This is a genomic window from Pullulanibacillus camelliae (genome assembly GCF_014642655.1).
In the GTDB taxonomy this organism is placed as follows: domain Bacteria; phylum Bacillota; class Bacilli; order Bacillales; family Sporolactobacillaceae; genus Pullulanibacillus; species Pullulanibacillus camelliae.
This window is the reverse complement of sequence record NZ_BMIR01000001.1, coordinates 481,617-506,748: the sequence shown is the minus strand read 5'-3', so window position 1 is coordinate 506,748 and position 25,132 is coordinate 481,617. Positions and strand designations below refer to the sequence as shown.

28 protein-coding genes are annotated in these 25,132 nt (G+C 41.0%); 24 read left to right on the top strand and 4 right to left on the bottom strand.

All coding sequences use genetic code 11. From position 1 onward, the window contains the following. Positions 1 to 80: 80 nt before the first annotated feature. From IEW82_RS02180 to IEW82_RS02155, 6 genes are all read left to right on the top strand, one after another. Positions 81 to 1,715 carry an ABC transporter substrate-binding protein gene (locus IEW82_RS02180; RefSeq protein WP_229672195.1) on the top strand — a complete coding sequence of 545 codons (1,635 nt, stop codon included), beginning with the start codon at positions 81 to 83 and terminating at the stop codon, positions 1,713 to 1,715. A gap of 69 nt (positions 1,716 to 1,784) precedes the next feature. Next, the gene (locus IEW82_RS02175) at positions 1,785 to 2,789 is read left to right on the top strand and encodes an ABC transporter permease (protein WP_188688393.1); all 1,005 of its coding nucleotides are present in this window, start codon (positions 1,785 to 1,787) and stop codon (positions 2,787 to 2,789) included. 18 nt (positions 2,790 to 2,807) lie between these two features. Beyond that, positions 2,808 to 3,713 (top strand): nickel transporter permease, encoded by a 906-nt coding sequence (gene nikC, locus IEW82_RS02170; RefSeq protein WP_188688391.1) that lies wholly within the window; start codon positions 2,808 to 2,810, stop codon positions 3,711 to 3,713. Positions 3,714 to 3,927: 214 nt separating this feature from the next. Further along, positions 3,928 to 4,518 (top strand): DUF6305 family protein, encoded by a 591-nt coding sequence (locus IEW82_RS02165; protein ID WP_188688389.1) that lies wholly within the window; start codon positions 3,928 to 3,930, stop codon positions 4,516 to 4,518. A gap of 108 nt (positions 4,519 to 4,626) precedes the next feature. Continuing rightward, positions 4,627 to 6,000 carry a sensor histidine kinase gene (locus IEW82_RS02160; protein ID WP_188688386.1) on the top strand — a complete coding sequence of 458 codons (1,374 nt, stop codon included), beginning with the start codon at positions 4,627 to 4,629 and terminating at the stop codon, positions 5,998 to 6,000. Beyond that, the gene (locus IEW82_RS02155) at positions 5,975 to 6,592 is read left to right on the top strand and encodes a response regulator (RefSeq protein ID WP_229672193.1); all 618 of its coding nucleotides are present in this window, start codon (positions 5,975 to 5,977) and stop codon (positions 6,590 to 6,592) included. The genes IEW82_RS02160 and IEW82_RS02155 overlap by 26 nt, the downstream gene beginning before the upstream one ends. A gap of 55 nt (positions 6,593 to 6,647) precedes the next feature. On the opposite strand, the gene IEW82_RS02150 is transcribed toward IEW82_RS02155, so the two are convergent. Further along, positions 6,648 to 7,133, bottom strand: a complete 486-nt coding sequence (locus tag IEW82_RS02150; RefSeq protein ID WP_188688384.1) for an Hsp20/alpha crystallin family protein — start codon at positions 7,131 to 7,133, stop codon at positions 6,648 to 6,650. Between the two features lie 271 nt (positions 7,134 to 7,404). Between IEW82_RS02150 and IEW82_RS02145 the strand changes: the two genes are divergently transcribed. The 9 genes from IEW82_RS02145 to IEW82_RS02110 all read left to right on the top strand — a co-directional run bounded on the left by IEW82_RS02145 (position 7,405) and on the right by IEW82_RS02110 (position 14,294). Then, on the top strand, positions 7,405 to 7,773 hold the full coding sequence (locus IEW82_RS02145) for a YidH family protein (protein ID WP_188688382.1): 369 nt from the start codon (positions 7,405 to 7,407) through the stop codon (positions 7,771 to 7,773). A 289-nt stretch (positions 7,774 to 8,062) separates the two neighbouring features. After that, on the top strand, positions 8,063 to 8,755 hold the full coding sequence (locus IEW82_RS02140; protein WP_188688380.1) for a TerC family protein: 693 nt from the start codon (positions 8,063 to 8,065) through the stop codon (positions 8,753 to 8,755). A gap of 574 nt (positions 8,756 to 9,329) precedes the next feature. After that, positions 9,330 to 9,842: an RNA polymerase sigma factor gene (locus IEW82_RS02135; protein ID WP_188688378.1), complete on the top strand. Its 513-nt coding sequence runs from the start codon at positions 9,330 to 9,332 to the stop codon at positions 9,840 to 9,842. Positions 9,843 to 9,915: 73 nt separating this feature from the next. Continuing rightward, on the top strand, positions 9,916 to 10,002 hold the full coding sequence (locus IEW82_RS19930; protein WP_373285686.1) for a putative holin-like toxin: 87 nt from the start codon (positions 9,916 to 9,918) through the stop codon (positions 10,000 to 10,002). Positions 10,003 to 10,115: 113 nt separating this feature from the next. Continuing rightward, the gene (locus IEW82_RS02130; RefSeq protein ID WP_188688376.1) at positions 10,116 to 10,994 is read left to right on the top strand and encodes an NAD(P)-dependent oxidoreductase; all 879 of its coding nucleotides are present in this window, start codon (positions 10,116 to 10,118) and stop codon (positions 10,992 to 10,994) included. A 200-nt stretch (positions 10,995 to 11,194) separates the two neighbouring features. Beyond that, positions 11,195 to 11,878, top strand: coding sequence for a TerC family protein (locus IEW82_RS02125; RefSeq protein WP_188688374.1), 684 nt, complete (start codon positions 11,195 to 11,197; stop codon positions 11,876 to 11,878). A gap of 107 nt (positions 11,879 to 11,985) precedes the next feature. Next, a complete protein-coding gene (locus IEW82_RS02120; RefSeq protein ID WP_188688372.1) occupies positions 11,986 to 12,390 on the top strand; it encodes a DUF1499 domain-containing protein in 405 nt (134 codons plus the stop codon). Positions 12,391 to 13,134: 744 nt separating this feature from the next. Then, positions 13,135 to 13,416, top strand: coding sequence for a hypothetical protein (locus IEW82_RS02115; RefSeq protein WP_188688369.1), 282 nt, complete (start codon positions 13,135 to 13,137; stop codon positions 13,414 to 13,416). A gap of 509 nt (positions 13,417 to 13,925) precedes the next feature. Next, entirely contained in the window at positions 13,926 to 14,294 is a 369-nt protein-coding gene (locus IEW82_RS02110; RefSeq protein WP_188688367.1) for a DUF423 domain-containing protein, read from the top strand. 58 nt (positions 14,295 to 14,352) lie between these two features. Here the strand turns inward: IEW82_RS02110 and gerQ are convergent, their stop codons facing one another. From gerQ to lipL, 3 genes are all read right to left on the bottom strand, one after another. After that, the gene (gerQ, locus tag IEW82_RS02105; protein ID WP_188688366.1) at positions 14,353 to 14,802 is read right to left on the bottom strand and encodes a spore coat protein GerQ; all 450 of its coding nucleotides are present in this window, start codon (positions 14,800 to 14,802) and stop codon (positions 14,353 to 14,355) included. 164 nt (positions 14,803 to 14,966) lie between these two features. Then, positions 14,967 to 15,719, bottom strand: coding sequence for a hydrogen peroxide-dependent heme synthase (hemQ, locus tag IEW82_RS02100; protein ID WP_188688364.1), 753 nt, complete (start codon positions 15,717 to 15,719; stop codon positions 14,967 to 14,969). A gap of 305 nt (positions 15,720 to 16,024) precedes the next feature. Next, entirely contained in the window at positions 16,025 to 16,858 is an 834-nt protein-coding gene (gene lipL, locus IEW82_RS02095) for an octanoyl-[GcvH]:protein N-octanoyltransferase (RefSeq protein ID WP_308422108.1), read from the bottom strand. A 267-nt stretch (positions 16,859 to 17,125) separates the two neighbouring features. On the opposite strand from lipL, the gene IEW82_RS02090 reads away from it, so the two are divergent. The 9 genes from IEW82_RS02090 to IEW82_RS02050 all read left to right on the top strand — a co-directional run bounded on the left by IEW82_RS02090 (position 17,126) and on the right by IEW82_RS02050 (position 25,109). After that, positions 17,126 to 18,415, top strand: a complete 1,290-nt coding sequence (locus IEW82_RS02090) for an HD domain-containing protein (RefSeq protein ID WP_188688362.1) — start codon at positions 17,126 to 17,128, stop codon at positions 18,413 to 18,415. Positions 18,416 to 18,431: 16 nt separating this feature from the next. After that, positions 18,432 to 18,938, top strand: coding sequence for a YwgA family protein (locus IEW82_RS02085; RefSeq protein WP_188688359.1), 507 nt, complete (start codon positions 18,432 to 18,434; stop codon positions 18,936 to 18,938). A gap of 22 nt (positions 18,939 to 18,960) precedes the next feature. After that, positions 18,961 to 19,491 carry a GNAT family N-acetyltransferase gene (locus IEW82_RS02080; RefSeq protein WP_188688358.1) on the top strand — a complete coding sequence of 177 codons (531 nt, stop codon included), beginning with the start codon at positions 18,961 to 18,963 and terminating at the stop codon, positions 19,489 to 19,491. A gap of 142 nt (positions 19,492 to 19,633) precedes the next feature. Then, entirely contained in the window at positions 19,634 to 20,674 is a 1,041-nt protein-coding gene (locus tag IEW82_RS02075) for a LacI family DNA-binding transcriptional regulator (RefSeq protein ID WP_188688356.1), read from the top strand. 256 nt (positions 20,675 to 20,930) lie between these two features. Beyond that, positions 20,931 to 22,253, top strand: coding sequence for an ABC transporter substrate-binding protein (locus IEW82_RS02070; protein WP_229672189.1), 1,323 nt, complete (start codon positions 20,931 to 20,933; stop codon positions 22,251 to 22,253). 79 nt (positions 22,254 to 22,332) lie between these two features. Continuing rightward, positions 22,333 to 23,214, top strand: coding sequence for a carbohydrate ABC transporter permease (locus IEW82_RS02065; RefSeq protein ID WP_188688354.1), 882 nt, complete (start codon positions 22,333 to 22,335; stop codon positions 23,212 to 23,214). A 12-nt stretch (positions 23,215 to 23,226) separates the two neighbouring features. Beyond that, entirely contained in the window at positions 23,227 to 24,105 is an 879-nt protein-coding gene (locus IEW82_RS02060; protein ID WP_188688928.1) for a carbohydrate ABC transporter permease, read from the top strand. Between the two features lie 42 nt (positions 24,106 to 24,147). After that, entirely contained in the window at positions 24,148 to 24,621 is a 474-nt protein-coding gene (locus IEW82_RS02055; RefSeq protein ID WP_188688352.1) for a VOC family protein, read from the top strand. 11 nt (positions 24,622 to 24,632) lie between these two features. Then, positions 24,633 to 25,109 (top strand): VOC family protein, encoded by a 477-nt coding sequence (locus tag IEW82_RS02050; protein ID WP_188688350.1) that lies wholly within the window; start codon positions 24,633 to 24,635, stop codon positions 25,107 to 25,109. Positions 25,110 to 25,132 lie beyond the last annotated feature (23 nt).

Genomic DNA, 25,132 nt, shown 5'->3' with positions numbered 1-25,132 from the left:
GTCTCGGAGCTTACGATGGCTTGTATATCAGCATACGGTTGAAACGCTAAGATTTCTAATGAATCAGGGGGGAGAAACATTTGAAGAGAAAGCAATATGTTATGATTCTTGCACTCATTATGTCTTTGCTGTTAATTGCTACAGGATGTAGCAGCGGAAAGGATGCAGCGACACAGGATAATGGGAATGGTGGCACAACGGCTGCTGATAATAGTAAAAGTAATGGAAATAAGACCCTTGTCTTTGGACGAGGGGCCGATTCCGTGCAACTGGATCCTTCTAAAGTCACAGACGGTGAATCAATGTATGTCACCAATCAGATTTATGATACACTCGTTCGTTATAAACAGGAGAATACGGAGGTTAAGCCTGCTTTGGCAACAGACTGGCAAACCAGTGATGATGGCAAGGTTTGGACCTTTCATTTGCGAAAAGCTGTAAAGTTCCATGATGGCACAGATTTTAATGCGGACGCCGTGGTATATAACTTCAAGCGTTGGACCAAATCCGCTGACTTCGTTTATTACGGGTATATGTTTGGGGCAAGCAAGGATAACATGAAGGGCATTATCAGTGATGTGGAGGCTGCTGATGATTACACGGTTAAGTTTACATTAAGCGAGCCGAATGCTCCTTTCCTACAAACTTTAGCCATGCCGCCATTCGGTATTGCAAGTCCAACAGCCATAAAGAAATATGGTGACAATTATTTTAAACATCCGGTGGGGACAGGACCTTTCATTTTTGATAGTTGGGTAAAGGATGACAAGATTACGCTGCATAAAAATAAGGAGTATTTTGGTCAGGTGGCGGATGTCGATAAGGTTATCTTCCGTGTCATTCCTGATAACAGTGCGCGCTTCATGGAACTGCAGGCAGGAACGATTGATGTGATGGATGGTCTGAATCCTGAAGATATGCAAAAGGTTACCGATGATTCCAATTTAAAAATAGTGAGCCGGCCATCGATGAATGTGGCTTACATGGCAATGAATACGAGTAAAAAGGGTCCGATGTCTAATAAAAAAGTGCGTCAAGCGATTAATATGGCCATTGATAAGAAAAAGCTGATGTCTTTGTATCAAGGCATTGGAAAAGAAGCAAAGAATCCCATGCCGCCTTCTCTTTGGGGCTATAACGATGATGTGAAAGACTATAGCTACAATGTTGAAGAAGCGAAAAAGCTATTAGCAGAAGCTGGCTATGGTGATGGCTTTACGATGAACCTTTATACTATGACAAATCCGCGTCCGTATATGCCACAGCCTAAGCTAACTGCGGAAGCCATTCAACAAATGCTTAAGGACGTGAATATTAAGGTCAATATTGTTGAAAACGATTGGGATACCCATTTGGCGAAGACGGAAGATGGTGAGCACGATGCTGCCTTAATGGGCTGGACCGGGGACAATGGTGACCCGGATAATTTCTTATACGTCTTGTTAGATAAAGATAATGCCAAAAAAGGCTCTGCTGGCAACATTGCTTTTTACAAAAACGATCAGGTCCATGATTTGTTAAAGAAAGGGCAAATAACGATGGATCAAAATGATCGAACGGAGATCTATAAGCAGGTTCAGGAGATTGTCCATAATGATGCGCCATGGGTGCCGATTGCTTACACGACACCACCGATGGCTGTTAATAAAAAAGTCATGGATTATGTTCCGCATCCAACAGGTAGTGAACCCTTTAACTATATTAAACTTAAGTAATGAGCGTGTAGGTGCTTCCTCTATAGATTTGACGAGAGGGAGCTCCTTCATCATCTTGGGGGAATAGAAATGATCAATTATATTATTAGAAGATTGCTCTTGTTAATCCCTGTTTTTATAGGTGTATCGCTATTGGCTTTCTCTTTACTCCGCTTGATTCCTGGTGATCCGGCTAAAAGCATGCTAGGCAATAAGGCGACAGCAGCACAATTACAGTCATTAAGGCTGGAGTTAGGCTTAGATGACCCATTGCCTGTACAGTATAAGGATTACATGGAGGATGTCTTTCAAGGGGATTTAGGCTATTCGATTAAATCGCATGACTCCGTGTTGGAAGAGATTAGTACAAGACTGCCAGCTACCCTTGAATTATCCGTTGTTGCTCTTATTTTTGCGATTGTGATAGGTGTATTAGCTGGTATTATCTCAGCGGTGAAACGCAATTCTTGGTTCGATCATGTGAGTATGACAGGCGCCTTATTTGGTGTGTCAATGCCAATTTTTTGGCTAGGCCTGATGATGATTTGGCTGTTTTCAGTCACGCTCCACTGGTTGCCCCCATCCGGTCGGCTGTCAGTTGGTGTTCATTTGCAACTCATCACAAATATTTATTTATTGGATAGCCTTCTAACAGGAAATTGGCAGGCCTTTAAAGATAGCTTTGAGCATATTCTAATGCCTGCGCTCGCTCTAGGTACCATTCCGATGGCGGTGATCGCACGCATGACGCGTTCAAGCATGCTGGAGGTATTGAATCAGGATTTTATACGCACAGCACATGCAAAAGGACTAGCAAAATACCTGATCATCTTTCAGCACGCTTTAAAGAATGCTTTTTTGCCCATTTTGACAGTCATCGGTTCACAATTCGGCTTTCTCCTTGGTGGAGCGGTGTTAACAGAGACCATTTTCTCCTGGCCTGGTGTTGGCCGCTATGTGTATCAGTCGATTTTAAGCCGCGATTATCCTGTGGTGCAAAGCACGATTTTGATCATCGCTGTGCTATTTGTGCTCATTAACTTGATCACGGATATTCTTTATAAATATTTTGATCCTAGGATTCGTTATGATTGAGAAAGGGTGTGAGCGAAGATGTCGGCAGAGGTGAAACTGGATAATCACAACGCTGCTCCCTTAGCAGCCCATCCCACAGAGAAAAAACGGCCGATTTTCGAGGCCCTTAAAAGCATGATAAGCAGCAAAACCTCTCTTATTGGTTTAATCCTTATTGTCCTGTTAATTTTAGTTGCGCTGTTTGCTTCTTTTCTTGCCCCTCACGATCCAACGCAAGGCGATTTATTTAGTCGTTATAAAAGCCCTTCAGGTGCCCATTGGCTAGGAACCGATGAATTAGGAAGGGATATTCTCAGTCGCTTAATTTACGGCTCGCGGATCTCCATCCAAGTCGGCCTCATCGCTGTTGGGATTGCGTTAGTGATTGGCACATTTCTTGGCGCGATTTCAGGCTTCTTTGGCAAATGGCTGGATATGCTTGTGATGCGTGTCATTGATATTCTTATGGCCTTTCCAAGCATTCTATTAGCGATCGCTATAGTTGCCGTCATGGGTAAAGGATTAACAAATACAATGATTGCGGTTGGTATCGTTGGCATCCCTCAATTCGCGCGAATTGTTCGTTCTTCTGTTTTATCCGTCAAGGAGTCAGAGTATATTGAAGCGGCACGTGCAGGAGGTGCTAGACAATTTCGCGTACTGTTCCGCCATGTTCTCCCTAACTGTATGGCGCCGATTATCGTGCAGACGACCTTAAGCATTGGGACAGCCATTTTGGATGCAGCCGGTTTAAGCTTTTTAGGCTTAGGGGTACAGCCTCCGAAACCAGAGTGGGGAGCGATGCTTGATGCGGGGCGGGCAGCATTGCAGACGGCACCTTGGGTCGTCATTTTTCCGGGATTAGCGATTCTTATCACGGTTCTAGGATTTAATCTTTTGGGGGATGGCTTGCGTGATGCCTTTGATCCGCGGACAAAAAAGTAGGGGACCGTCGACTGGTGATTTCCGCTGAGTTAAAATTAAGCTAAACTATGGAGTAAGACTTGAATAAAGCACTGCTCTATAGTTTTTTAATGATTAAGAAGCTATAAAACAATCGACTTGTGGATACCTGTTTGAGAAATGCTTAAGAAACCTCTTGTTAAGCGAAACAATAAGTACAAGCCAAATGTTCCTTATCCTTGGTGGGGGGCGGTCGATGATGAGGGCATATATCATCCCTCTTCTTATAAGTTTAAGCATTGTCATTGTTGCTCATAAAGCGATGGAGGCGCCTAAATATTTAATGTACACGCTCCCTAACTTACCTACACCTATTGGCAAGGAAAAGGTCCTTATTACTTCTGCTGGGCAAGATCCTGATGGCTTTATTGTTCAGCGGATGGCACAGGAGCTTCATCTCTCTGCTGATTATAGACCGACAGCCTTGGCGTCAGATTTATACGATTATCAGACTGTTGTCTTGGTTGTTGGTTATAGTCCAAACGGTTTGAAGACAACGATCCGTTCACTAGAGGAAGAAAAGAGACGGGTAAAGGCCATCTGTAAACAAACCAAAAGGCGTGGGATACCGTTGATTTTGCTTCACCTTGGTGGGCCGGGACGTCTTGATGAACAAACCATGGCTTTTTTTAGAGAGGCAGCCCCATATACACATTATCTCATTGGTCTTAGAGGGGCGGATTATAGTGGCTATTTAAGGCAGCTTGCCAAGCGCTATGGCTTTTCGATTACTTTAGTTCAACGGATTCAAGATATGAAATTGCCGATGAATTCGGTCTTTCGGTAGAGCAACAAAGAGGCTGACGGCTCAGCAGGGCTTTAAGATGAAGAGTTTATTGAAAAGATAATTCCTATCTATTTACTTTTCAACATAGATTTAAAGAGGGATGCCTTTATGGTCAAACCACTGAATATTTTATATGGGATGTCGGGATTGGCATTACTAGGGCTGGCCATGACCTTGCCGTTTTTTACAAGAGAAATGGTACTGCTTTTATTTGCTAGAGTCACACAGAGTATTGAAACAGCAGATAGTGGTACGCTTGTTCTTTCTGTCTTTTTCTACGTCCTTCATCAGCTGGTGATGTGCACCTTCATTTATCTTGGCGCCCTTTTTTTATCCCTTGCTATTGTGAAGCAACAGGCGTCATCACTTTTTCAAGGATTCTTTGCCTTTATTGTCATTGAAGCTATTTTTGTAGAAAATGTTATACATACTGAACAATATTCCTATACCATTCATCTCCTCATCTTAAGTTGCGCTTTTATCCTATTTAATAGTGTTTCAAATGATAAATTTCGTCTTTTTCCCTTAATCAGTGTACTTATTTTAATTATTTTATCTTTAGAATGGTTGAACTTAATTCCGAGTCTTTCTTCTCTTGGCTTTGGAAGCGATGATTTGGCCACAAGCATTAAGGTTGCTGATGGTTATTTGACAAATAATAAATTGCTTAATTCGATTTCTACACTTTTTTTTATCCTGTTTTCTGTTCTGACACTTTTCTTCACATTACTTATCTATACTTTTAATAAACAGATTCATACACTGAACAAATATCAGGAGCAGGAACGGGAATTAAAGGATGCGCGCATCGCAGTTTTGGAATCTAGAGTATTTAAAGAAGTACACACCCTTGTCCATGATCTCAAAACCCCGCTTGTTTCAATCGAAGGGTTAACCTCTCTTATTGAGATGGTTCTTCCTCACCATGAGAAGATGAAGGCGTATAGCAATCGCATTCAAGGCTCGGTTCAAAAGATGAAAGAGATGATTGCAGAGATTCTAAGAGAGGATGTTAGGACACAGGTGCAAGTCAAAGAGCTTTTTGATTATGCGACAAGTCATACCGTTCTTTCTCATCCCCTGATCGCTTTTTCCGTTGAGAGTGCTCCAGATCTGCCAGCAATTCGTGTCAATAAAATTAGAATGGCACGGGCGCTTACGAACCTGATTGAAAACGCGGTGTTTTCCATTGGTAATCAACCAGGACATGTTGTGTTACAGGCGAAACGAGATGACAGTCACCTATTCATAATTGTCAGTGATGATGGGCCGGGGATTGCACCAGAAGTCATTAAAGGTATATGGCAGGAAGGCTATTCAACGAAACATTCATCAGGTCTAGGGTTACCCTTTGTTAAAGCCGTGGTGATGCAGCATGGCGGGCGAGTGACGATTGATAGTGACGCGAATTCTACAAAAGTAATGATCGCACTCCCCTTATATGAAAAGGAGGAAGATGATGACAAAGATTCTTATCATTGATGATAATGAGGATATCCGCTTTACGATTAAAGAGATTTGTCAGTTTTCCAATTGGCGAGTAATTGAGGCGGAAACAGGGTACAGTGGTGTGCAATACTTTCTAAAAGCTTCTCCCGACCTTGTCCTTGTCGACTATCATCTCTCTCAATGGGATGGGGTTAAAACAGTGAGAGAAATACGTGCTATCAATCCTTCTGTTCCCCTCCTTGTGCTTACTGTGGAGGATCGTCAAGAGGTTGCGGATAAGTTTTTTGCTGCTGGAGCAACAGATTTTGCATTGAAGCCAATTAAAGCGCCAGATCTCCTTTCGCGCATTCGTCTTAATTTAAAAACAGCAAAATTACTGGCTAAGCAGCGTGAAATCATCGTGGATAAGGGAATTAATCCTGATACCTTAGGGACAATCAAAAAGTTTATGATTAAGCGTGAAACGCCGTTGACCATTAATGAAATTGAAAAACATGTCCCTATTTCCTATCAAACGATACATCGTTATCTCAATCATTTAGTGGAAAGCGATGTGGTTGACGTTATCGTCGAGTATGGCAAAGTGGGAAGACCAAAAAATAAGTATATATTTAAATCATTATAGTGGGGATAGCGGTATGGGGAATGAAATAAAGCTACCCGCTGTAACAGAAGGTAGCTTATTCGATGTCTAATGTGTTGCGTGTTTTAGGATATTTAGGCCCACGGACTTCTAAAATGCCATTAAGGAATCGCGCTTTTGTTCTTTGTCTATGAATTTGATAAGGGAGGGGGATTTCCCGCTCCATGCGTGCCATATGTCTTTCTCTTCGATAATAATTATTTGCATTGTTGATTTCGGAGTCCTCCTGATTGATGACAGCAATCCGTAAGCGATCGCCTAACGTATCGATATGAATATTTTCTTTTTTCACACCAGGGAGATCGGCTTTGACGACCCAGTCTGTTGACGTTTCATAAACATCGACAGGAAACCCACCGAATTGCTCCATGGCATGGCGTTGAAAAAAGGAATCAATTGAACCGAGAAGGCCGCCAAGTGGATCGCTTGCAAAGAAATCATTCATTTGCTGCATCGGACTTTTATAGACGCGCCGGAGTTCTCCATTGTCGCTACTATTGCCCTTGGATGAGTGATCAGCCAAAAGAGGTGCCCCCTTTCAAAGCAGAGTTTCACCATTAGCATATGCTGTAAAAAGGGAAAGGTATGGGCTCTTCCTGATGTATTATAAGGATAAGCTTAGGCTTGATGGTCATGACAAGTGAAGCGCAGAAGGTAATGGAAAAATACAGGTTGTAGAGAGAATGAAAAGGTTAGGACCATGAGAAGAATAAGAAAAAAGGCGTCTTAAACCTAGATAAAAGAGTGGATGAACGGTGAATAGGTAAAGACAGTGCTCAGGATGTGTTAGTGGCATGATGAAGAAGGCAAAGAAAAATCAATTAACCTATGCGCAGCAGCATTTGGCTAATGAGAGAACATATTTAGCTTGGATACGGACGGCCATTGCCATAATCGGCATAGGCTTTCTGACGTTAAGCCTGCATTTTTCAATGGGAAAGACGATGACCAGAACACCTAATGATGGGGTGGCTGTGCTTTTAGGACTATCTGCAGGAGGATTTGGCATGGCTACAATCTTGATTGCGACGGTGACCTATCTTATAAAAAAGAAGCGGATTGAGCAGGAGATCTTTGTCCCGTCATCTCTTCCTATTGTCTTTGTCTCCCTGGCGTTGGTTATTATCTTGCTTATTGCTATGCTTTATTTTGTGATTACATGATTAAGCATACCTATCTGCTACTATAGTTAAAAAGTCATATTGACAACAGGGGCTTTAGCACGTATGATTAGAGTAATCAAATAGTCCCAAAGGGGAGTAGCCATACAGCAAGGTCGTCATTTCGGGATCAAACCCCGGCCTTGTTGGCAACGGATGTTGTTGGCAAGACCTTTGCCTGAAGATCGTTTCAGTGTGAAGGTCACCTCTGTGGAATACGTTCAAGTAGCCTTCACCGAAACGGTGGAGGCTGTTTTGATCTTAACGCTATTTCACAGGAGGAGTAGATGGGGTGGATATCATATCTTGGGAATTTATTTCATCACTATTATTAATTGTCGGCATCGATCTCGTTCTTGCTGGGGACAATGCCATCGTGATTGGCATGGCTGCTCGCAAATTACCTAGTCGTCAGCAGAAGAAGGCAATCCTATGGGGGACAGTCGGAGCGGTGGGTATCCGCATTATTATGGCGCTTTTACTCGTTACTTTGTTAAAGCTACCAGCTCTACACCTCATTGGAGGACTCTTACTCATCTGGATTGCTTACAAATTGGTCACGGATACCCAAGAACATGAGACTGTTCAGTCGAGTTCGACGCTTTGGGGATCAGTGCGCACGATTATTATTGCGGATGCCCTGATGGGGCTCGATAATGTTTTAGCGATATCAGGGGCGGCACATGATAGCTATCTTTTAGTAGGATTGGGGCTCGTGATCAGTGTTCCTATTGTCATGTGGGGAAGCACCTTATTCATAAAATTAATTGAACGCTTTCCATGGGTGATCTATTTTGGTGGGGCAATTCTAGCTTATACAGCTGCGCATATGATCGTCGCAGAACCGATGATCGCTGGAATCTTTGCATTCGCAGTCGTCAAATGGGGAGTAACGGTTATCGTCATCATAGGCGTTCTGGTTTGTGGTTACCTGCACAATCAAGAGCATAAGCAAGCCGTTGATAAACATCATATTCAAGGCTAATACCCCAGGCACTTATCATTTGGATAGGTGCCTATTTATACACAATGATAGATCCTGAGGCAATGACACAAATATTTTTTTAAATGAATGGATGTTTGTGCTTATTTGCGTTTTACAGTGTCTTTCATAAATATAAGAATGTTATCCTCTTGGTGAAAAGGACTTAAGCTGTTCTTCACGCTATTAGTATTTATGTCTTCTTTTTATGACATTACTTTTGAGTTTCAATTCATTGTATCCTCTTAAAATTCGAAATTGTGTGTGGAGATGGAAACCATTGTTAGGTTTTTGCTAAACAGCCATTTTTATCAGTGACATCGACCAATTCTGACAAATTTCTTCCTCCCTGAAGAGACTTTTGGCCTATATATTCTATGAAAGTCAAGATTTTTCCCATTCAATTGGTATTTGCTGAATGAATCATCCGATTTTTTACTCTTATAAAATAATACCTTTGAAATAATTATTATTAATAAATATTTAATATGAATCATTGTTATCCTCTGAAAAAGTGAAAACCAAATCCGTGCTGAACGGGTCTTAATATATAGAGAGAAAGAATGGAGGGGTAAGCTTGCAGGAAGAGCTATTTCAAAAAGCCCAAAACGGCAATGAAGCAGCCTTTGTGCGCCTATTAGGGCGTTATCAAAATAGGATATACCGAATAGCTTACACTTATTTTCGCAATGAACAAGATGCTTTAGATGCACTTCAAGAGGTGAGTGTGAAAGCCTATAAGAATATAGGGAAAATACGTAAACCAGAAGCACTAGCAGCATGGTTGATGGCAGTTACGGTCAATTCCTGCCATACGATGCTTCGGCAAAAAAAGCGGGAGACCTGTCTGATGACACCAGAGCACGCATTGAGTACCTTTGAGGACCACGATAAGCCTCTTGTGATCAAGGAGGCTATTAGCAATCTATCTACTGATGAACAAGTCATCATATTTCATGCTTATTTCGAAGGACTAACTCTGGAGGAAGTGGCGAATCACATGCGAATTCCAATTGGAACGGTTAAGACAAGATTGCATCGCGCACTGACAAAGCTTCGGCAACAAATGAGAAAAGATGACTTTAAATGAGAAAATAACTAGAATCTGAGCACCTAAAGTTGAAATGATGTTTAACCCTATAATTAAGAAGGGGATAGAAGTGATGACGATATTTCAAGCATTGACTTTGATGATTAGTTTTGCAACTTTAATTGTCTCTATCCTTGCGGTTGGAAATGTCAAAAAATAACGGGCCATAAAGAGAGCGGGCAAAGGATTTATATGAGTGATTTATGCACTTTAATAAAGTTCTTAAAGAATTTGTGGTACGATGATAGAAAAAGTCATTGAGGAGGCGTTTGCATGGTCTCAGCTGCACATACAGTTATTGGTTTTATTGGTACAGGAGTGATGGGGCAGGGGATGATCCGCAACCTGTTAAAAGCCAATTATCCTGTCAATATTTACACACGAACGAAATCTAAAGCAACCGCATTGATCGAAGAAGGGGCAGAGTGGAAAGCATCTGTCGCTGAGGTCGCGGCTCAATCCGATGTTATTATCACGATTGTGGGTTATCCTCAGGATGTGGAAGAGGTTTATTTTAATCATGGCATTTTAGCCCATGCTAAAAACGGAGCAACAGTGATTGATATGACGACATCTTCGCCCTCATTAGCTGAGCGCATTTATCAAGAAGCTAAGGAAAAGGGGATTGCTGCTTTGGATGCCCCGGTATCAGGCGGAGATATTGGCGCACGAAACGGCAAGCTGTCGATCATGGTGGGCGGCGATCAAGCTGCCTTTGATGAGGTGCTCCCGGTTTTTCAAGCGATGGGGGAAAATATCGTCTATCAAGGCGCAGCAGGGCGTGGTCAGCATACGAAAATGACGAATCAAATTTTAATTGCCGGTGGCATGCTTGGGTTGTGTGAAGCGTTTGCTTATGCTGAGCGGGCTGGACTTGATCTAGAGCAAGTCTTAAAAAGTGTAGCAACAGGTGCTGCGGGTAGTTTTTCTCTTTCTAATCTTGGTCCTCGTATCCTTAAAGGTGATTTTGCTCCTGGCTTTTATGTGAAGCATTTTATTAAGGATATGACGATTGCGCTTAATGAGGCAGAAAAAATGGGACTATTAACACCAGGTCTTGCTTTAGCTAAGGCGCGCTATGAAGAGCTTGCAGAGATGGGGTTTGGAGAAGAGGGAACCCAGGCGCTTTACAAATTATATTCGGATAAGTAGAGTCTCAGTAATTAGGGGAAATTATAGGGAAACAAAGGATGTTCTAAGCGGTTCAGGACATCCTTTTTGTAGATTTTTGGGACTTGTGAATAGGATGCATCGGATAAAATCAACAAAAAACCGACATTCAGCATGCAAAATTGAAATTCCTGCTTTTAAACGTTTATACTTAAAAGAGTAAAGAGTGGGAGAGATTACGTTTGGATTTTATTGTTGGTCTATTAGAAATTATTCTTTTAAATATTGTCCTTAGTGGGGACAATGCCGTTGTTATAGCGATGGCTTGCCGCAATCTCCCTTCTCAACAACAAAACAAAGCGATATTCTGGGGAAGTTTTGGAGCCATTATTCTAAGGATTATTCTTACCTTTATCGCTGTCGGCTTATTAGAGCTTCCATATTTAAAAATTATTGGAGGGCTTTTATTAATTTATATTGCTGTCAATCTCATTAAGGGCGAAGATGAAGGAGATGTCAAAGCAAGTGCTTCCATCATCGGCGCCATTCGAACCATCGTTATCGCTGATCTTATCATGAGTCTTGATAATGTGGTGGCTGTTGCGGGGGCTGCGCATAACAATATCCTATTGATTATCATTGGGCTAGCTGTAAGTATTCCTCTAATCGTTTGGGGAAGCCAAATGCTGATGAAGCTGATGCAGCGCTTTCCAATTATTATCATTTTAGGAGCTGCTTTACTTGGTTATACTTCTGGAGAAATGATAACAGAGGACGATATTATCAGTGATTGGCTTGATGAGCTTGGTCTCCCTTATTTAAAGGTGATCATTTCCCTCGTTCTTGCTGTGGCTGTTGTGGGAATTGGTAAGGCGCTTGAAGCTCGGGGCAAGCGCAAGCAAGAGCAAATGAAGGATGATAAGTAAGTTGGGATGACTGCTTTGAACAGTGATATTAGCGGGATATTTAGTTTTTTTAATAGCTTAGAGAAACACCTATTCAACATGAATAGGTGAAGTAAGGGTGATGTAAAATGAGTAAACAATCAGATGTACAGGGTGTTATAGATGGGAAATTAGCTCCGTGTCCAAAAACGGCAAATTGTGTATCGACAGAGCATACGAATCCAAATCGTTATATGCTTCCTATAGAGTACAAGGACATAAGTCTAAGTAAAGCTAAAGAGATTTTGGTTGATGTGCTAAAGACCATACCGAAGTTAGAGGTTAAGAAGATCGATGGCCCTTATATATACGCAGAGGCAAAGACGATGATCTTTGAGTTTTTCCATGATGTAGAGTTTTACTTCGATGATGTAGAAAAGCTTATTCATTTCCGTTCAGCTTCTAGAATGGGCTTTGCTGACTTAGGAACGAACAAAAGACGCATGCAATCCATCGTTGCCCGCTTTTACCGTCAGGCAGATCAAGTCGAATGATACCAAAAGACGCTGGGACAGAAGTATTCAGCTCATGAAGAATCCGAACGCATTTATTCTTTTAAAGGTATGCATTCGGATGTTTGAGTAAGTCATGAAGCGCTCCGCCAAACCCCTTCCCTTTCCACGGGCACGGCCTCAGGTATATAATCAGGGGTCCCAGAAAAGTGTTCTTTACTTTTTTTGGGGTATGGATGTGCTAGCTTCGACGTTACCACATGGATGTGATGGTTTTAGTCGACGGTCCTTGAAGGATGTGACGCACTTAGCCGAGATGCCTTGAAAAATGTAAGACAAGAAGCCCCTGTTCCTGCGCCTGTTAGATTTGCTTTGTAGTCAGCTTCCTCGGAACAGCGCGTCGTTTATTCGTGAAGTATCCCTCGCCTGTTCCCGAAGGCGTCTCGCGCCTTGCGCTCCCATTCACTTGACCTTGTGTTGAAGCCTCCTCCATATCTGATGATGCTCTATACGAAGACAAGGACCAGGCATGCTTTTCGCCCGGTTATAATTTTGCGGAAGACCTTATACATTTGGGCCTTGGCCTTCGCAAATCGCCTTAGTGTGTGAGTATGAAAGCACGAACATCAGGCTGGGCTTAGTGAAGCAGTAGTCTAAGCCAAGTTTTCTAAGAGGTTAAGCAAGGCTGGGGATTTAACCAGTTATTCACACTTATATTTTCTCTCTTTCTACACATTCCTATGAATGTGATCCGACTTGAAGGATAAGAAAAGGAGTAGAAAAAGCATGGATGATCAATTTCAATACTTCCCTTGGGTTAATATAAATGCAGAGGACGATACAAAATTAATGCATGATCGCTATGAGGTTTATGTCAATGACGATTATATTGGAAATAAGACCCTAATTGCTCAAAATGAACAGATTGAGGATTTGAATCGCTTTTTAAATGAACAGGGTTTATATGAATTTTCTTCAGATTTCGAAGGGGATCACGTGAGTATCGTGAGTGACACTCAGGCTGACCGAATTAAAGAGGCTTTACACATCCACCTGCAAAATAGTTAGAGACCTAGGCGAGATTTGTCTAGGTTTTTTGGTGCGATCAGAATTTGAAGCTTCGCCTTGTATTTTTAGATAGGTTCACTTTTTGAAGATAAATGCTATCGATCGAAGGCTGGAGGTTTTTCAATCGCATTCTGAGTGATCGTTTTAAAAAACCAGCACAGAAGTACAAAAAATACAGTGAAATTCTCAATATTAGTCCTAAAAAAATTTGGCCTTGACCTAAATCCTGTTTTTTAGAAGGATGAATAAATCAGGTTAAAATTACAGAAAGCGGTCTCTAAAGCAGCCCTCTTCAATCCTGTGTTAATCACAACAAATGGAATGGATAAAGTTGAATTTTATGAAAAAAATGATTTTTGTTCGTGAAATCACTCATATGTATTTTTCAATAAGATGAGATCCTTACCTTAAGATTTTACATATTGATGGCACTTAGCTATATAGTATGTTACATGCTTTTTTCTATGGTAAGATGACGATAGAAAATACATGAATAGAGGGTGAAAAGGATGTTTAAACTCTTTACTATTTTGGGTAGTATCAACGCCTTTTTAGCTATTGGGATCGGTGCTTTTGGTGCCCATGGTTTGAAAGGCAAGCTTACGCAGCATTATTTAGATATATACAATACCGGAGTTCAATATCATATGATGCATGCTCTGGGGTTGATTTTAGTGGGAATTCTTGCTGAAAAGGTTTCCTCAAGCTTGATAGGGTGGGCCGGTTGGATCATGTTCATCGGCATTATCCTTTTCTCGGGAAGCCTGTATGTCTTAAGTATTTCCGGAGTGGATAAGCTGGGTGCGATAACTCCGATAGGTGGGGTCGCTTTTCTTGCTAGCTGGGTGCTAGTGATCATAGCGGTAGCCAAAGCCTAGTTATATAAGGTAGAGCATTAAGAAAACACGCTGAAGTGGCTTCAGCGTGGTGAAAGCATTATTCATATGGATAAGAGTAATTAATAGGGCCTTGGAAGGTCACATAATCTAAATAGACAAGGGGGAGGAGATAGCGGGTGCCTGTTTTGTTATCATTAATGATGACATGGTCACGTCCGGCGGCTTCAACCTCTCCACGGAAGGCTTTGGATTCAGATCCACCTTCATGGTCAAATGTCATATAGACAGTGGCAACCTTTTCTAAATTCATTCTTAAAATATTTTCGATATAGGATTGCTCCTGAAATCCCATAGCCCCTGGAGTATAGGCGGCTTGGGCAGGGCTAACAGCGTGAGTTGGAGGCGTCTGTTGTGCTTGCGGAGGCATCATTGGTGCCCCGCCGGTATAAGGATAGGCAGGATGCTGTGCGTCATGTTGAAAACCCCCGGCGGCCCCAGCTCCTTGTTGTTGCTGCCAGCCTTGTTGGGGATATTGACTGTAAGACATGCTCTCACTCCTTTGGTTTAGGTGTTTCTAACGTGCAAATAGCTTATATTCACCCCCATTACATACCATTCTTCCAGCACTCTAAGACTAACTTATGAATGCAATGAGAGAATATGACAAAAAAACGGCACCCAAAGAGGTGCCGTTTGAAAGTTTTACATCCGTTAATCGATGGCGAGCATTTGTGCAAATTTTTCTTTGTTCAGCAATGTCCCAACATAAAAGCTGCCGAAATCTCCGTAGCGTGCGCTTACTTCATCGAAGCGCATTTCATAAACGATTTTCTTAAATTGAAGGACATCGTTTGAAAACAGCGTTACGCCCCATTCCCAATCGTCAAAGCCAACAGAACCGGTGATGATCTGTTTGATTTTACCTGCATATTCTCTGCCGATCAGTCCATGACTTTTCATCATTTCGCGGCGTTCTTCCATGCTGAGCATATACCAATTGTCATTGCCCTCGCGACGCTTGTCCATCGGATAAAAGCTAATGTATTGTGTACGAGGGAGCATGGGATAAAGGCGTGATTTTATCCTTGGGTTGTCGTAAGGGTCCTCATCACTTCCTGAAGCAAGATAATTGCTGAGCTCGACAACGGAGACGTAAGAGTAAGTAGGAATAGTATAATCAGCGAGTCTTGTCTTATTAAAGGCATTTTCCAGTTCGACTAGCTCGTCCATTGTAGGTCTTAGTAGCATGAGAACAAAGTCAGCCTTTTGTCCTGCGATAGAGTAAAAGGCGTGGCTCCCCTTTTTCTCTGTCATTGTCGCTTCGCATTTATCGAGGAAATGATTGAATTCCTGGATCGCTTTTTCTCGCTCTGAACTTGAGAGACGTTTCCAGGCTGGCCAATCGATCGAACGAAATTCATGCAAACAATACCAGCCATCTAATGTTTCAGCAGCTTGGTTCATGTATAAACACTCCTTACCTTGAGATAACATGATTTACTTCCTTTAGTTTACCACGAATAAGGGATGTGAAAGCAAATCGCGCCTACTCGTCACAAAGTTGGCAAATCCAGTTGTCTTAATAGTCGCTTTAGGGTGATGGTGAAGGGGGATAAATCGCCACTTAGCCATTTCCTTTCTTAGATTATGGGGTTCAAAGGGCACTTCGCATTCGGTGTAGTAGGCGTATTATGGGCCTAGGCGATTAGGTTCAGCGCCTTAAGTCCATAACGAAAAGCCTGTTGGTATATGGGCCAACAAGCGAAAGGTTACAAAGAAAATGTCTTATCATTGCGTTCAACCATGCGTAAATAGTCCTTTTCGTAGCTGGTCGCTTCCTCTGGTGTTAAAGCCGAGGAGATTAAATCGCTATTGTGTTGCTGAAGCGTTTTATAAAATGCGGTCATAATATCGTCCATTGTAAGGGCCTGTCCGGTAATCTCTGATAAAGAAGCCATGACATCGGGTTGAATGTCGGGGTACGCGAGCTTGGTTTTCTCTCCCTTTAAAGCCTCTTGGTAAAAATGTTGGACAAGCCGGGCTCGTTCAGAGCCGCTGCCGTTGACACATAGATAAATTTGCACCGCTACAGCTTGTCTGAGCCGCCGTTGTGATATCCCTGCAAATTTCCTACCGTTCACACTCATGTCATAGCGGCCTGGACAATAAGAGTGGGCAATCTCTCCTACCTCAATGTTTAAGCGGTAAGGTGCAAGCATGGCTTCAATAAAGGCCACCATCGTTTCAAAGCCTTCATCTATAGAAATCCTAGTCTCCCGTTCTGAAAAAATAAAAGAAAGGTTCCAAACCCCTTCATCCAATACGACGGCCAAACCGCCTGAATTTCGGACAATCACAGAATACTGCTGTGATTTTAAAAAGTCGAGCCCCTCTTTGAGATGGGGAAGTCGAGCATCCTGAATACCTAAAACAATGGTCTTAGGATGCACCCAAGTTCGAGCGATAGCAGGTGATCTTCCTGCACCCACAAATCGACATAAAGTGTCATCAATGGCGAAAGATTGTTTCGCCTCGAAAGCAGGATTCAGAAGTGATTGATCAATCACACGCCATTGCGCTTGTTTTAAAAGATTGTTTATCATGAGGTTACTCAACACCATTCTTAGTCACTAATTCACAGTTTATCCTTATAAAAGATACCAAAGAGACGAGAATTTTTCAAAGCCTAGCTGTCTAGCAGGTGATCCTAAGCTCTGTTGATTTGACGGTTCACTCTTGTTGGGCTTTTCACAATATCATTTGCATTTTTTTGACACCATTTCTAATCGGAAAAATTGTTGTCAAGTCATTTCATTTCGTGTTGTGAACGACTATAATAAATAATATGTTAAGACAGGATGTGAGATGATTTGACCTATGCATTCGACAAACTCGATGAAGAAAAGGTATTTAAAGACCCTGTACATCGTTACATTCATGTTCGAGAGCGTTTGATATGGGAACTGATTGGAACGGCTGAATTTCAACGGCTACGTAGAATCCGTCAATTAGGTACAACTTATCTGACCTTCCATGGGGCTGAACATAGTCGTTTTAGCCACTCCCTTGGTGTGTATGAGATCACTCGTCGAATCATTGACGTGTTTGAAGATCACCCGGATTGGGAGGATGGCGAGCGCTTGTTATGTCTATGCGCCGCACTGCTTCATGACGTTGGGCATGGTCCGTTTTCTCATTCCTTCGAAAAAGTATTTAATACGGATCATGAGGCCTATACACAGGCGATTATTTTAGGAGATACAGAGATCAATCATGTCCTAAAAAAGGTCAGTGCGGATTTTCCTGAGAAGGTTGCAGATGTTATTGGAAAGACGTATAAAAATAAGCTGATTATTAGTATGATCTCCAGTCAGATTGATGCTGACCGTATGGATTACCTGTTGCGGGATGCGTATTATACTGGGGTGAGCTATGGACATTTTGATTTGGAACGGATTTGGCGAGTGATGAGACCCCGTGATGATCAAGTCGTGATTAAATATAGCGGAATGCACGCGGTAGAAGACTATATCATGAGTCGTTATCAAATGTATTGGCAAGTGTATTTTCACCCTGTCACACGAAGTGCGGAGGTCATCCTGCGGAAAATATTACATAGAGCCAAGTCGCTTTATCACAATGGCTATGCCTTTCGCTATCCGCCGGGATTGCTCGTTCCGTTATTCAAAGAGAGCATGACACTTTCGGAGTATGTTCGATTAGATGAATCTGTTATTTTATATTACTTTCAGGTATGGCAAGAAGAGGAAGATCCAATTTTGAGCGATCTTTGCCGCCGCTTTACCAACAGACGTTTATTTAAATATGTTGAATTCACACCATCGAACTATCAAATTTATGCGGATTTAAGGGAAGCTTTTAAAGAAGCTGGTCTTGATCCAGATTATTATTTAGTTGTCGATTCTTCCTCTGATCTTCCTTATGATTTTTATCGGCCCGGAGAGGAAGGGGAGAGGCTTCCCATTCATTTACTCATGCCTGATAACAGCTTGAAGGAGCTGTCGAGGGAATCGGATGTTGTTGAAGCGATATCAGGTAAGAAAAGAACAGATCATAAGCTTTATTACCCTGCCGACTTCATTCATGATCTTACAACGCACCGCTCGGCGAAGGAACGGATTCAGTCTTTATTGCAATAGGAGGTAAATAAACACTATGTTAGAAGATCATGCCAAGGTGATGACTTTATTACAATCTGCTGGAGAGATTATTGGAAGAAAAAAGCTGCAGAAAATCATTTATATCTTACAAAAACTGAATTATCCCTTCCAAGAGAAGTTTCAATTTCATTTCTATGGTCCTTATTCGGAAGAACTGACGTTAAAAATTGAAGAACTATGCAACTTATCCTTTGTTAATGAGGTTAGAGAAGACAAAGGTGGCTATCATCAATACCGTTATCAGCTCACCCATGAGGGCGAGGATTTCCTCAAAAACTATGATATTCATATGCCAGAGTTAGATACATATATTCAGAGCCTCAATGAGGAAAGCTCGCGGTTTTTGGAATTGGTTTCTACACTGCTTTATTTTGATAATCTCTCTGAGCAAGAAGTTATAGACAAGGTCAAGATCGTGAAGCAAAAGCAAAACTATCAGGATGAGGAAATCCGTCATGGACTAGACTATATCCAACAATTGAAAAGGAACAATCTGCAGTAAAAAAAGCGAACGGAGGCAGACCATGTTTACGTTTAAAGTAGATGAAGAGCTCTCCTTAAAGTTGCTTGAGAGTACAGATGCTGAAGAATTATTTACGGTATTAGATGCCAATCGTAAATACTTACGAGAATGGCTGCCTTGGGTGGACGGCACACAAGCTGTGCAAGACTATTATCCAGTGATTGAGGCTTGGCGGAAACAGTTTGCTGAAGAGGACGGGTTTCAGGTCGGTATTTTATATAAAGAGCAATTGGTTGGTATGATCGGCTTTCATAGTATTGACCGTCGGAATAAGGCGACATCCATTGGCTATTGGCTGGCAGAGGGCCAGCAGGGAAATGGCATTATGACAAGAGCATGTCAGGCTTTAGTAACTTACGCCTTTGAAACGTTAAAGCTCAAGCGCATAGAAATTCGTTGCGGAACAGGCAATAAGAAAAGCCGGGCGATTCCAGAACGCCTGGGTTTCCAGCATGAAGGAACGATTCGATGTGGCGAATGGATTTATGATCACTTTATAGATGTCGAGATTTATGGCTTAATCAACGAATAGTGCGGCCCCCCTTTTTGTATGTGTGGGTACAAGAAGGGGGGTTATTATTTAGTAAATTACATAAAAAATCATTGACATCTTATAAAATTCAGACTATTATATGTTTTGTAAACACGTGTTCACGAAAGAAGGACGTTCAGCATTGAAAAAACAGGAGATCAACAGTACAAAAATTGCGCAATTAGCAGGAGTATCAAGAAGTACAGTGAGTCGAGTGATTAATAATTATCCGAGTGTTCCACCTTCGACTCGTGAAAAAGTAATGAAAGTCATTCGCGAATATAATTACTTTCCCAATATGTCTGCACAAGTCCTGGCAGGAAAGAAAATGAGGACTATAGGGCTATTTATGATCGAAAAAGGTCATGTTTCAAGTGATGCAACGAGTAATATGTTATTAGCGAGTGTTATAGAGACAGCATCATCAAAGGATTATTATGTTTTAACGCATATTATTCGTGATAGCAGAGATCCTGAGAGTATAAATGGCGTTAAAGAGATCTTCTATCAAGGGAGAATTGATGCGGGAATTTTTATTGGGGCAGATAACCATGAACCCTTTATTGAAGAGCTTATAGGCGAAGGCTTTATCGTTGGGATTGTTGATCAGCATCTTCCTGGACGACATGAAGCCAATCGTATTGTCTATAGCTTCGACAATGAGAAGGGGGTCATGCAAGCTGTGGATTATTTAGTGGGTCTCAATCACAAAAATATTGGAATGATTAATGGAGATATGAAGCGTTTTGCAGGCCCTGCCAAGTATGAAGGATTTGTAAAGGCCATGTCTCATCATGGATTACCACTTCATGAGGAATGGATATTACCTGGTGATTTCAATCGAAGGAGCGGTTATGCTGCGATTCAAGGATTAGTTCAATCTGGTGTTAAACTCCCAACTGCTATTATTGCTGCAAATGACAGTGTTGCTTTTGGAGCTATGAAGGCTTTGGGTGAGCATGGTGTAGCGATTCCTGAGGATATGTCGATTATTGGTTTTGATGATCATGTGTTAAGCTCTTATTCTCAGCCGAAATTGACAACTTTTAAAGTGGATTTTGGCTATATGATGTCAGGATTGACACTAGAGATAATCAAGGCTATCGAAAATCACCACGATCATCATGTGAATGTCACAATCCCCATGGAACTTGTTGTCAGAGACTCGTGTAAAAAAATCTAAACATAAAAATAAACGCGTGTTCATAAAAAACGCCTAATCAAGGCTCAAGAGAGATAGGGTTTATAAAATAGTATTTTCAGCTATTTTTTTGGAAGCGTGTTCATTCTGTGTTTTAGTATATAATCTATTAATTTTTCAGTGAATATATTATAAACAAGTGATTAAAAAACACAACCGAATTTTTTAGTTATCTTTAAACGCGTGTTTATTAAGGGTGACCCTACCATGAACAGAAAACAAAAAGGAGGAAATCAATGTGAAAAAGGTGTTTGTTTTAACCACGATTATGATCATGGTATTATTCATGGCTTTAACTGGTTGCTCAAGCTCTTCGAAATCGTCTTCTTCAAATGATGGTGGAAAAACATTTACGTACTGGTATCCATGGGGAGGAGATTCTGAAAAATGGGATAAGTGGAGGATGGGGGTTTTTGAGAAAGATCATCCGGGTTATAAGATTAACTCCGTCTATGTTCCGCCAGATGGTGGGATTTCTAATGGAAAGCTAATGGCTGCTATTACCGGAAATAATCCTCCTGATGTCGTTGTCAGTAACGATTATGCTTCAGCTTATGCCTTAGCCACACAAGGTGCTTTGATGCCACTTGATGATTTATTGAAAAAGGCAGACCTTGATGAATCAAGTATTATTGATACTTTTAAACCCTTGATGAAATATAAGGGAAAAACCTATTTATTTCCAGAAGATTCCAATGTCAACTTGCTCTATATCAATAAAAAGCTATTCAAGGACGCCGGGCTCGATCCTAGTAAGCCTCCAAAAACCATTGCGGAATTAGATGCAGATGCAGAAAAGTTATCTAAGGTTGAAGGCAACGGTAAAATAGATAAATTGGGATTTATCCCTTGGTTGGATGCAGGTGATGATGCTTTTCTTTGGGGTTGGATTTTCGGAGCTAACTATTTTGATACGAAAACCGGAAAAGTGGAAATCAATAACTCTCAGCTAGATGACATGTATAAGTGGGAGGACAGCTATGCCAAAAAATATAACCCAGAAAAAATAAAATCATTTACTTCAGGATTTGGAGGGGCATTTTCCCCTAACCATCCATTTTTTACAGGAAAGGTTGCCATGACTGTTAATGGGAATTGGTTCTCAAATGCTATTAAGCAATATGCTCCAGATATCGATTATGAGGTAGTGCCTATTCCAAGTCCTCCAAATGGTCGGGAAAAGGCAACAACTTTTGGAACTAATGTATTTATGATCCCGAAAAATGCTAAGAACCCTGAAGCGGCTCTTAAGTTTATTTTGTTTGGTAGTCAGCCGAAGATCTTAGCTGATAATATCAATACTTGGCGATCAATATCTATCTATAAAAAATCAAGTGCTGCTATTAAATGGAATAGAAATGGTGATGCAATTTACAAAGTAGTCAAGGAAGTTGCTGAATCTCCGAATTCAGGCCATCCAGCTTTAACATCAGTTGCAAATGAAATGTCCAACGATCTGAATTTACTAAGAGATAAAGTCATTTACAATGATAAAGATCCAGGACCACTTTTGAAAGAGCTACAGAAAAAGTTACAAGCGGAAGTGGATAAGAAGAAATAAGTTATGCCAACTGAGTCGATCCCTTCCCTTGGCTCAGTTGGTTATTTCAAAAAATGACATCTGAAAGCAGGGATGCAAAATGACGAGTACATCACCAGTACCTGATGTAGGACCTTCAATAAAAAAGGTGAAGTCAAAAACTAGAGCAGAGAAGCTTCAAACTTTAATTGTGTATGTCCTGTTGATTCTCTTTTCTCTTGCGTTTATTGTACCGTTTTTATGGTTGATATCTGGTTCCTTGAAGAATAGCTCTGAATTATTTTCTAATCCTGGAATCCCAAAAGTTTTTCAGTGGTCGAATTATAAAGAAGCCTTCACGGCTTTTCCTTTCTTATTATATTTAAAGAATACATTGCTCATCTTAGTGGTTAATATTTTTGGTTGCTTTATATCCAATACATTGATTGCCTATGGATTTGCACGGATAAAATGGAAGTTTAGGGATGCCATCTTCATCATCGTGTTAACAACCATGCTGTTACCTTTTCAAGTAACCATGGTTCCTCTATTTTTATTGTTTCAAAAGTTAGGTTGGATCGGAACATTTCTTCCTTTGACTGTACCGGCTTTTTTTGGAAACCCTTTTTTCATCTTTTTACTTCGCCAATTTTTCTTGGGTATACCTTATGAGCTTTCAGAATCTGCAAGAATTGATGGGGCTAATGAATTTAAGATCTTTTGGAGGATTGTGCTGCCGTTATCAAAACCAGCTATAACAACAGTAATAATCTTTACATTTCTGAATACTTGGGGAGATTTTATTGGACCTTTGATTTTCTTAAGTAATAACAAGCTTTATACTTTATCACTTGGCGTACAGCAAATCATGTCGGTCAATGACCCAAGGTGGCCATTGCTGTTAGCAGTTGGAGTCAGCATGACGCTTCCTGTGCTTATCATTTTCTTCCTAATGCAAAAATATTTTATTCAAGGTATTGCTATGTCAGGAATCAAGGAATAAGAGGTGGAAATGATGAATTTGAAAAGAAAAAATTTAAGAAATGGACTTCTTTTTATCTCTCCTTGGATTATAGGATTTCTAGTTTTTACGGCTTACCCACTATTTAGCTCATTGTATTATTCTTTTACTGAATATAATGTGATCAGCCCGCCTACCTTTGTAGGCTGGGACAATTATAAGCAGCTTTTGTTTCAGGATAAGCTGTTCTATAAGGTTCTTGGAAATACACTGTACCTTGTCGTATTTGGGATCGGCTTAACCACTGTTGTGACCATTTTCATCGCCGTATTACTTAATAACAAAAATATTAAAGGGCTTTCATTTTTTCGAGTGGTTTTCTTTTTGCCTACTTTAGTTCCATTGGTTATTTTGGCTATCTTATGGATTTGGGTGCTACAGCCTGATAATGGAATTGTCAATTCCTTTCTGCATCTCTTCGGAACAAATGGTCCAGGGTGGTTTTCAAGTCCGGGATGGGCAAAACCAGCATTTATTCTCATGATGATATGGGGCTCTGGGCGCATGATTATTATCTATTTGGCAGGTTTACAAGGGATATCGGCATCCTTATATGAAGCGGCGCGAATAGATGGAGCTGGTCCTATTCAACAATTTTTTCAAATTACTTTACCCATGCTGAAGCCTGTTATTTTGTTTAATGTCATCACGGGTATCATCGCGGTGCTGCAGCAATTTGCAGAGGCTTTTATTATTACCGATGGTGGTCCTGATGGTTCCACAACCTTCTATGCTTTGTATCTCTATCAAAATGCTTTTCAATATTCAAAGATGGGTTATGCCTCAGCGATGGGTTGGATATTATTTGTTATTGCACTCGTGATTATGCTTGTATTGTTTAGGCTGACAAAAAGATGGGGTTATGATGGCTAGGCCATTATATATAAAAATTAATAAAAAAGGAGTTAAATCAGAATGAAAAATGAGACACATGTTAAAACAGGAATCTTAGGTACAAAGGTCATCACACAGATCGGTATATTAGTGGAGGATATTGAAAAGACTTCTCAAGCCTATGCTGACTTCTTTGGTATTGATAAGCCACAATGGTCTTTAACGGATACAGTGGATATCGCTCAAACAGAGTATAAGGGACAGTCATCAGAAGCACGAGCTAAGCTTGCCTTTTTTGATATGGGGTCCCTGCAGCTTGAGCTTATAGAACCTGATCAGCATCCTAGTACTTGGAGGGATCATCTGAATGAGCACGGTGAAGGACCACATCATATTGCTTTTATAGTTGATGGAATGAAGGAAAAAATTCAATTATTGGAATCAACACATATGCCTTTAGTTCAAAAAGGTGAGTACACGGGTGGCAGATATGCCTATATGGATACCTTTAAGGACCTGAAAATCATGTTTGAACTACTTGAAAATGATCGATAGGAGGTTTCAGCTTGCAACGGATTGAAAGCAATGAAATTGTAAAAATAGGGCTTGTTGTGGAGGATATCCATGCGACAGTAAAACATTATGCAGAGTTGTTTGATATTGAAATGCCTGAGATTGTCCTACCGTCAGAAGATGTAGCTCCACCTTCATCTTCATTAGGGGAGGCGTATACCTTGTTTAGAGGGAAGCCAGTTACTGCACGAACAAAGATAGCTAATATTCGGATGGGTGCTATAACCCTTGAATTATTGGAGCCCTTGGATGACCCCAGTCCCTGGAAGGAATTTAAAGATAAAAATGGTCCAGGCGTCCACTTTATTACGTTGACTATAAATGGGTTTGAGAAACACATCGAATTTGTTACAGAATATGGTCTGCCATTAATCCACAAAGGAGAATATGGATCAGGACGCTATTGTCTCTTTGACTCTGTTCAGCAGCTCGGTGTGACTTTGGGTCTGCAAGAGCTTGGTGCTAAATAAGAAAAATTAAATTAGGAAGGGAT

What these genes read in the sequence shown, in the direction of transcription:
- IEW82_RS02060 (WP_188688928.1), top strand. Translation starts at nt 23,227, where the DNA reads ATGAATTTGAAAAGAAAAAATTTAAGAAATGGACTTCTTTTTATCTCT.
- gerQ (WP_188688366.1), bottom strand. Translation starts at nt 14,802, where the DNA reads ATGTCTTACAGTCAATATCCCCAACAAGGCTGGCAGCAACAACAAGGA.
- IEW82_RS02085 (WP_188688359.1), top strand. Translation starts at nt 18,432, where the DNA reads ATGTTAGAAGATCATGCCAAGGTGATGACTTTATTACAATCTGCTGGA.
- IEW82_RS02065 (WP_188688354.1), top strand. Translation starts at nt 22,333, where the DNA reads ATGACGAGTACATCACCAGTACCTGATGTAGGACCTTCAATAAAAAAG.
- IEW82_RS02155 (WP_229672193.1), top strand. Translation starts at nt 5,975, where the DNA reads ATGATGACAAAGATTCTTATCATTGATGATAATGAGGATATCCGCTTT.
- lipL (WP_308422108.1), bottom strand. Translation starts at nt 16,858, where the DNA reads ATGATAAACAATCTTTTAAAACAAGCGCAATGGCGTGTGATTGATCAA.
- IEW82_RS02080 (WP_188688358.1), top strand. Translation starts at nt 18,961, where the DNA reads ATGTTTACGTTTAAAGTAGATGAAGAGCTCTCCTTAAAGTTGCTTGAG.
- IEW82_RS02175 (WP_188688393.1), top strand. Translation starts at nt 1,785, where the DNA reads ATGATCAATTATATTATTAGAAGATTGCTCTTGTTAATCCCTGTTTTT.
- nikC (WP_188688391.1), top strand. Translation starts at nt 2,808, where the DNA reads ATGTCGGCAGAGGTGAAACTGGATAATCACAACGCTGCTCCCTTAGCA.
- hemQ (WP_188688364.1), bottom strand. Translation starts at nt 15,719, where the DNA reads ATGAACCAAGCTGCTGAAACATTAGATGGCTGGTATTGTTTGCATGAA.
- IEW82_RS19930 (WP_373285686.1), top strand. Translation starts at nt 9,916, where the DNA reads ATGACGATATTTCAAGCATTGACTTTGATGATTAGTTTTGCAACTTTA.
- IEW82_RS02145 (WP_188688382.1), top strand. Translation starts at nt 7,405, where the DNA reads ATGATGAAGAAGGCAAAGAAAAATCAATTAACCTATGCGCAGCAGCAT.
- IEW82_RS02110 (WP_188688367.1), top strand. Translation starts at nt 13,926, where the DNA reads ATGTTTAAACTCTTTACTATTTTGGGTAGTATCAACGCCTTTTTAGCT.
- IEW82_RS02160 (WP_188688386.1), top strand. Translation starts at nt 4,627, where the DNA reads ATGGTCAAACCACTGAATATTTTATATGGGATGTCGGGATTGGCATTA.
- IEW82_RS02115 (WP_188688369.1), top strand. Translation starts at nt 13,135, where the DNA reads ATGGATGATCAATTTCAATACTTCCCTTGGGTTAATATAAATGCAGAG.
- IEW82_RS02130 (WP_188688376.1), top strand. Translation starts at nt 10,116, where the DNA reads ATGGTCTCAGCTGCACATACAGTTATTGGTTTTATTGGTACAGGAGTG.
- IEW82_RS02165 (WP_188688389.1), top strand. Translation starts at nt 3,928, where the DNA reads ATGATGAGGGCATATATCATCCCTCTTCTTATAAGTTTAAGCATTGTC.
- IEW82_RS02055 (WP_188688352.1), top strand. Translation starts at nt 24,148, where the DNA reads ATGAAAAATGAGACACATGTTAAAACAGGAATCTTAGGTACAAAGGTC.
- IEW82_RS02120 (WP_188688372.1), top strand. Translation starts at nt 11,986, where the DNA reads ATGAGTAAACAATCAGATGTACAGGGTGTTATAGATGGGAAATTAGCT.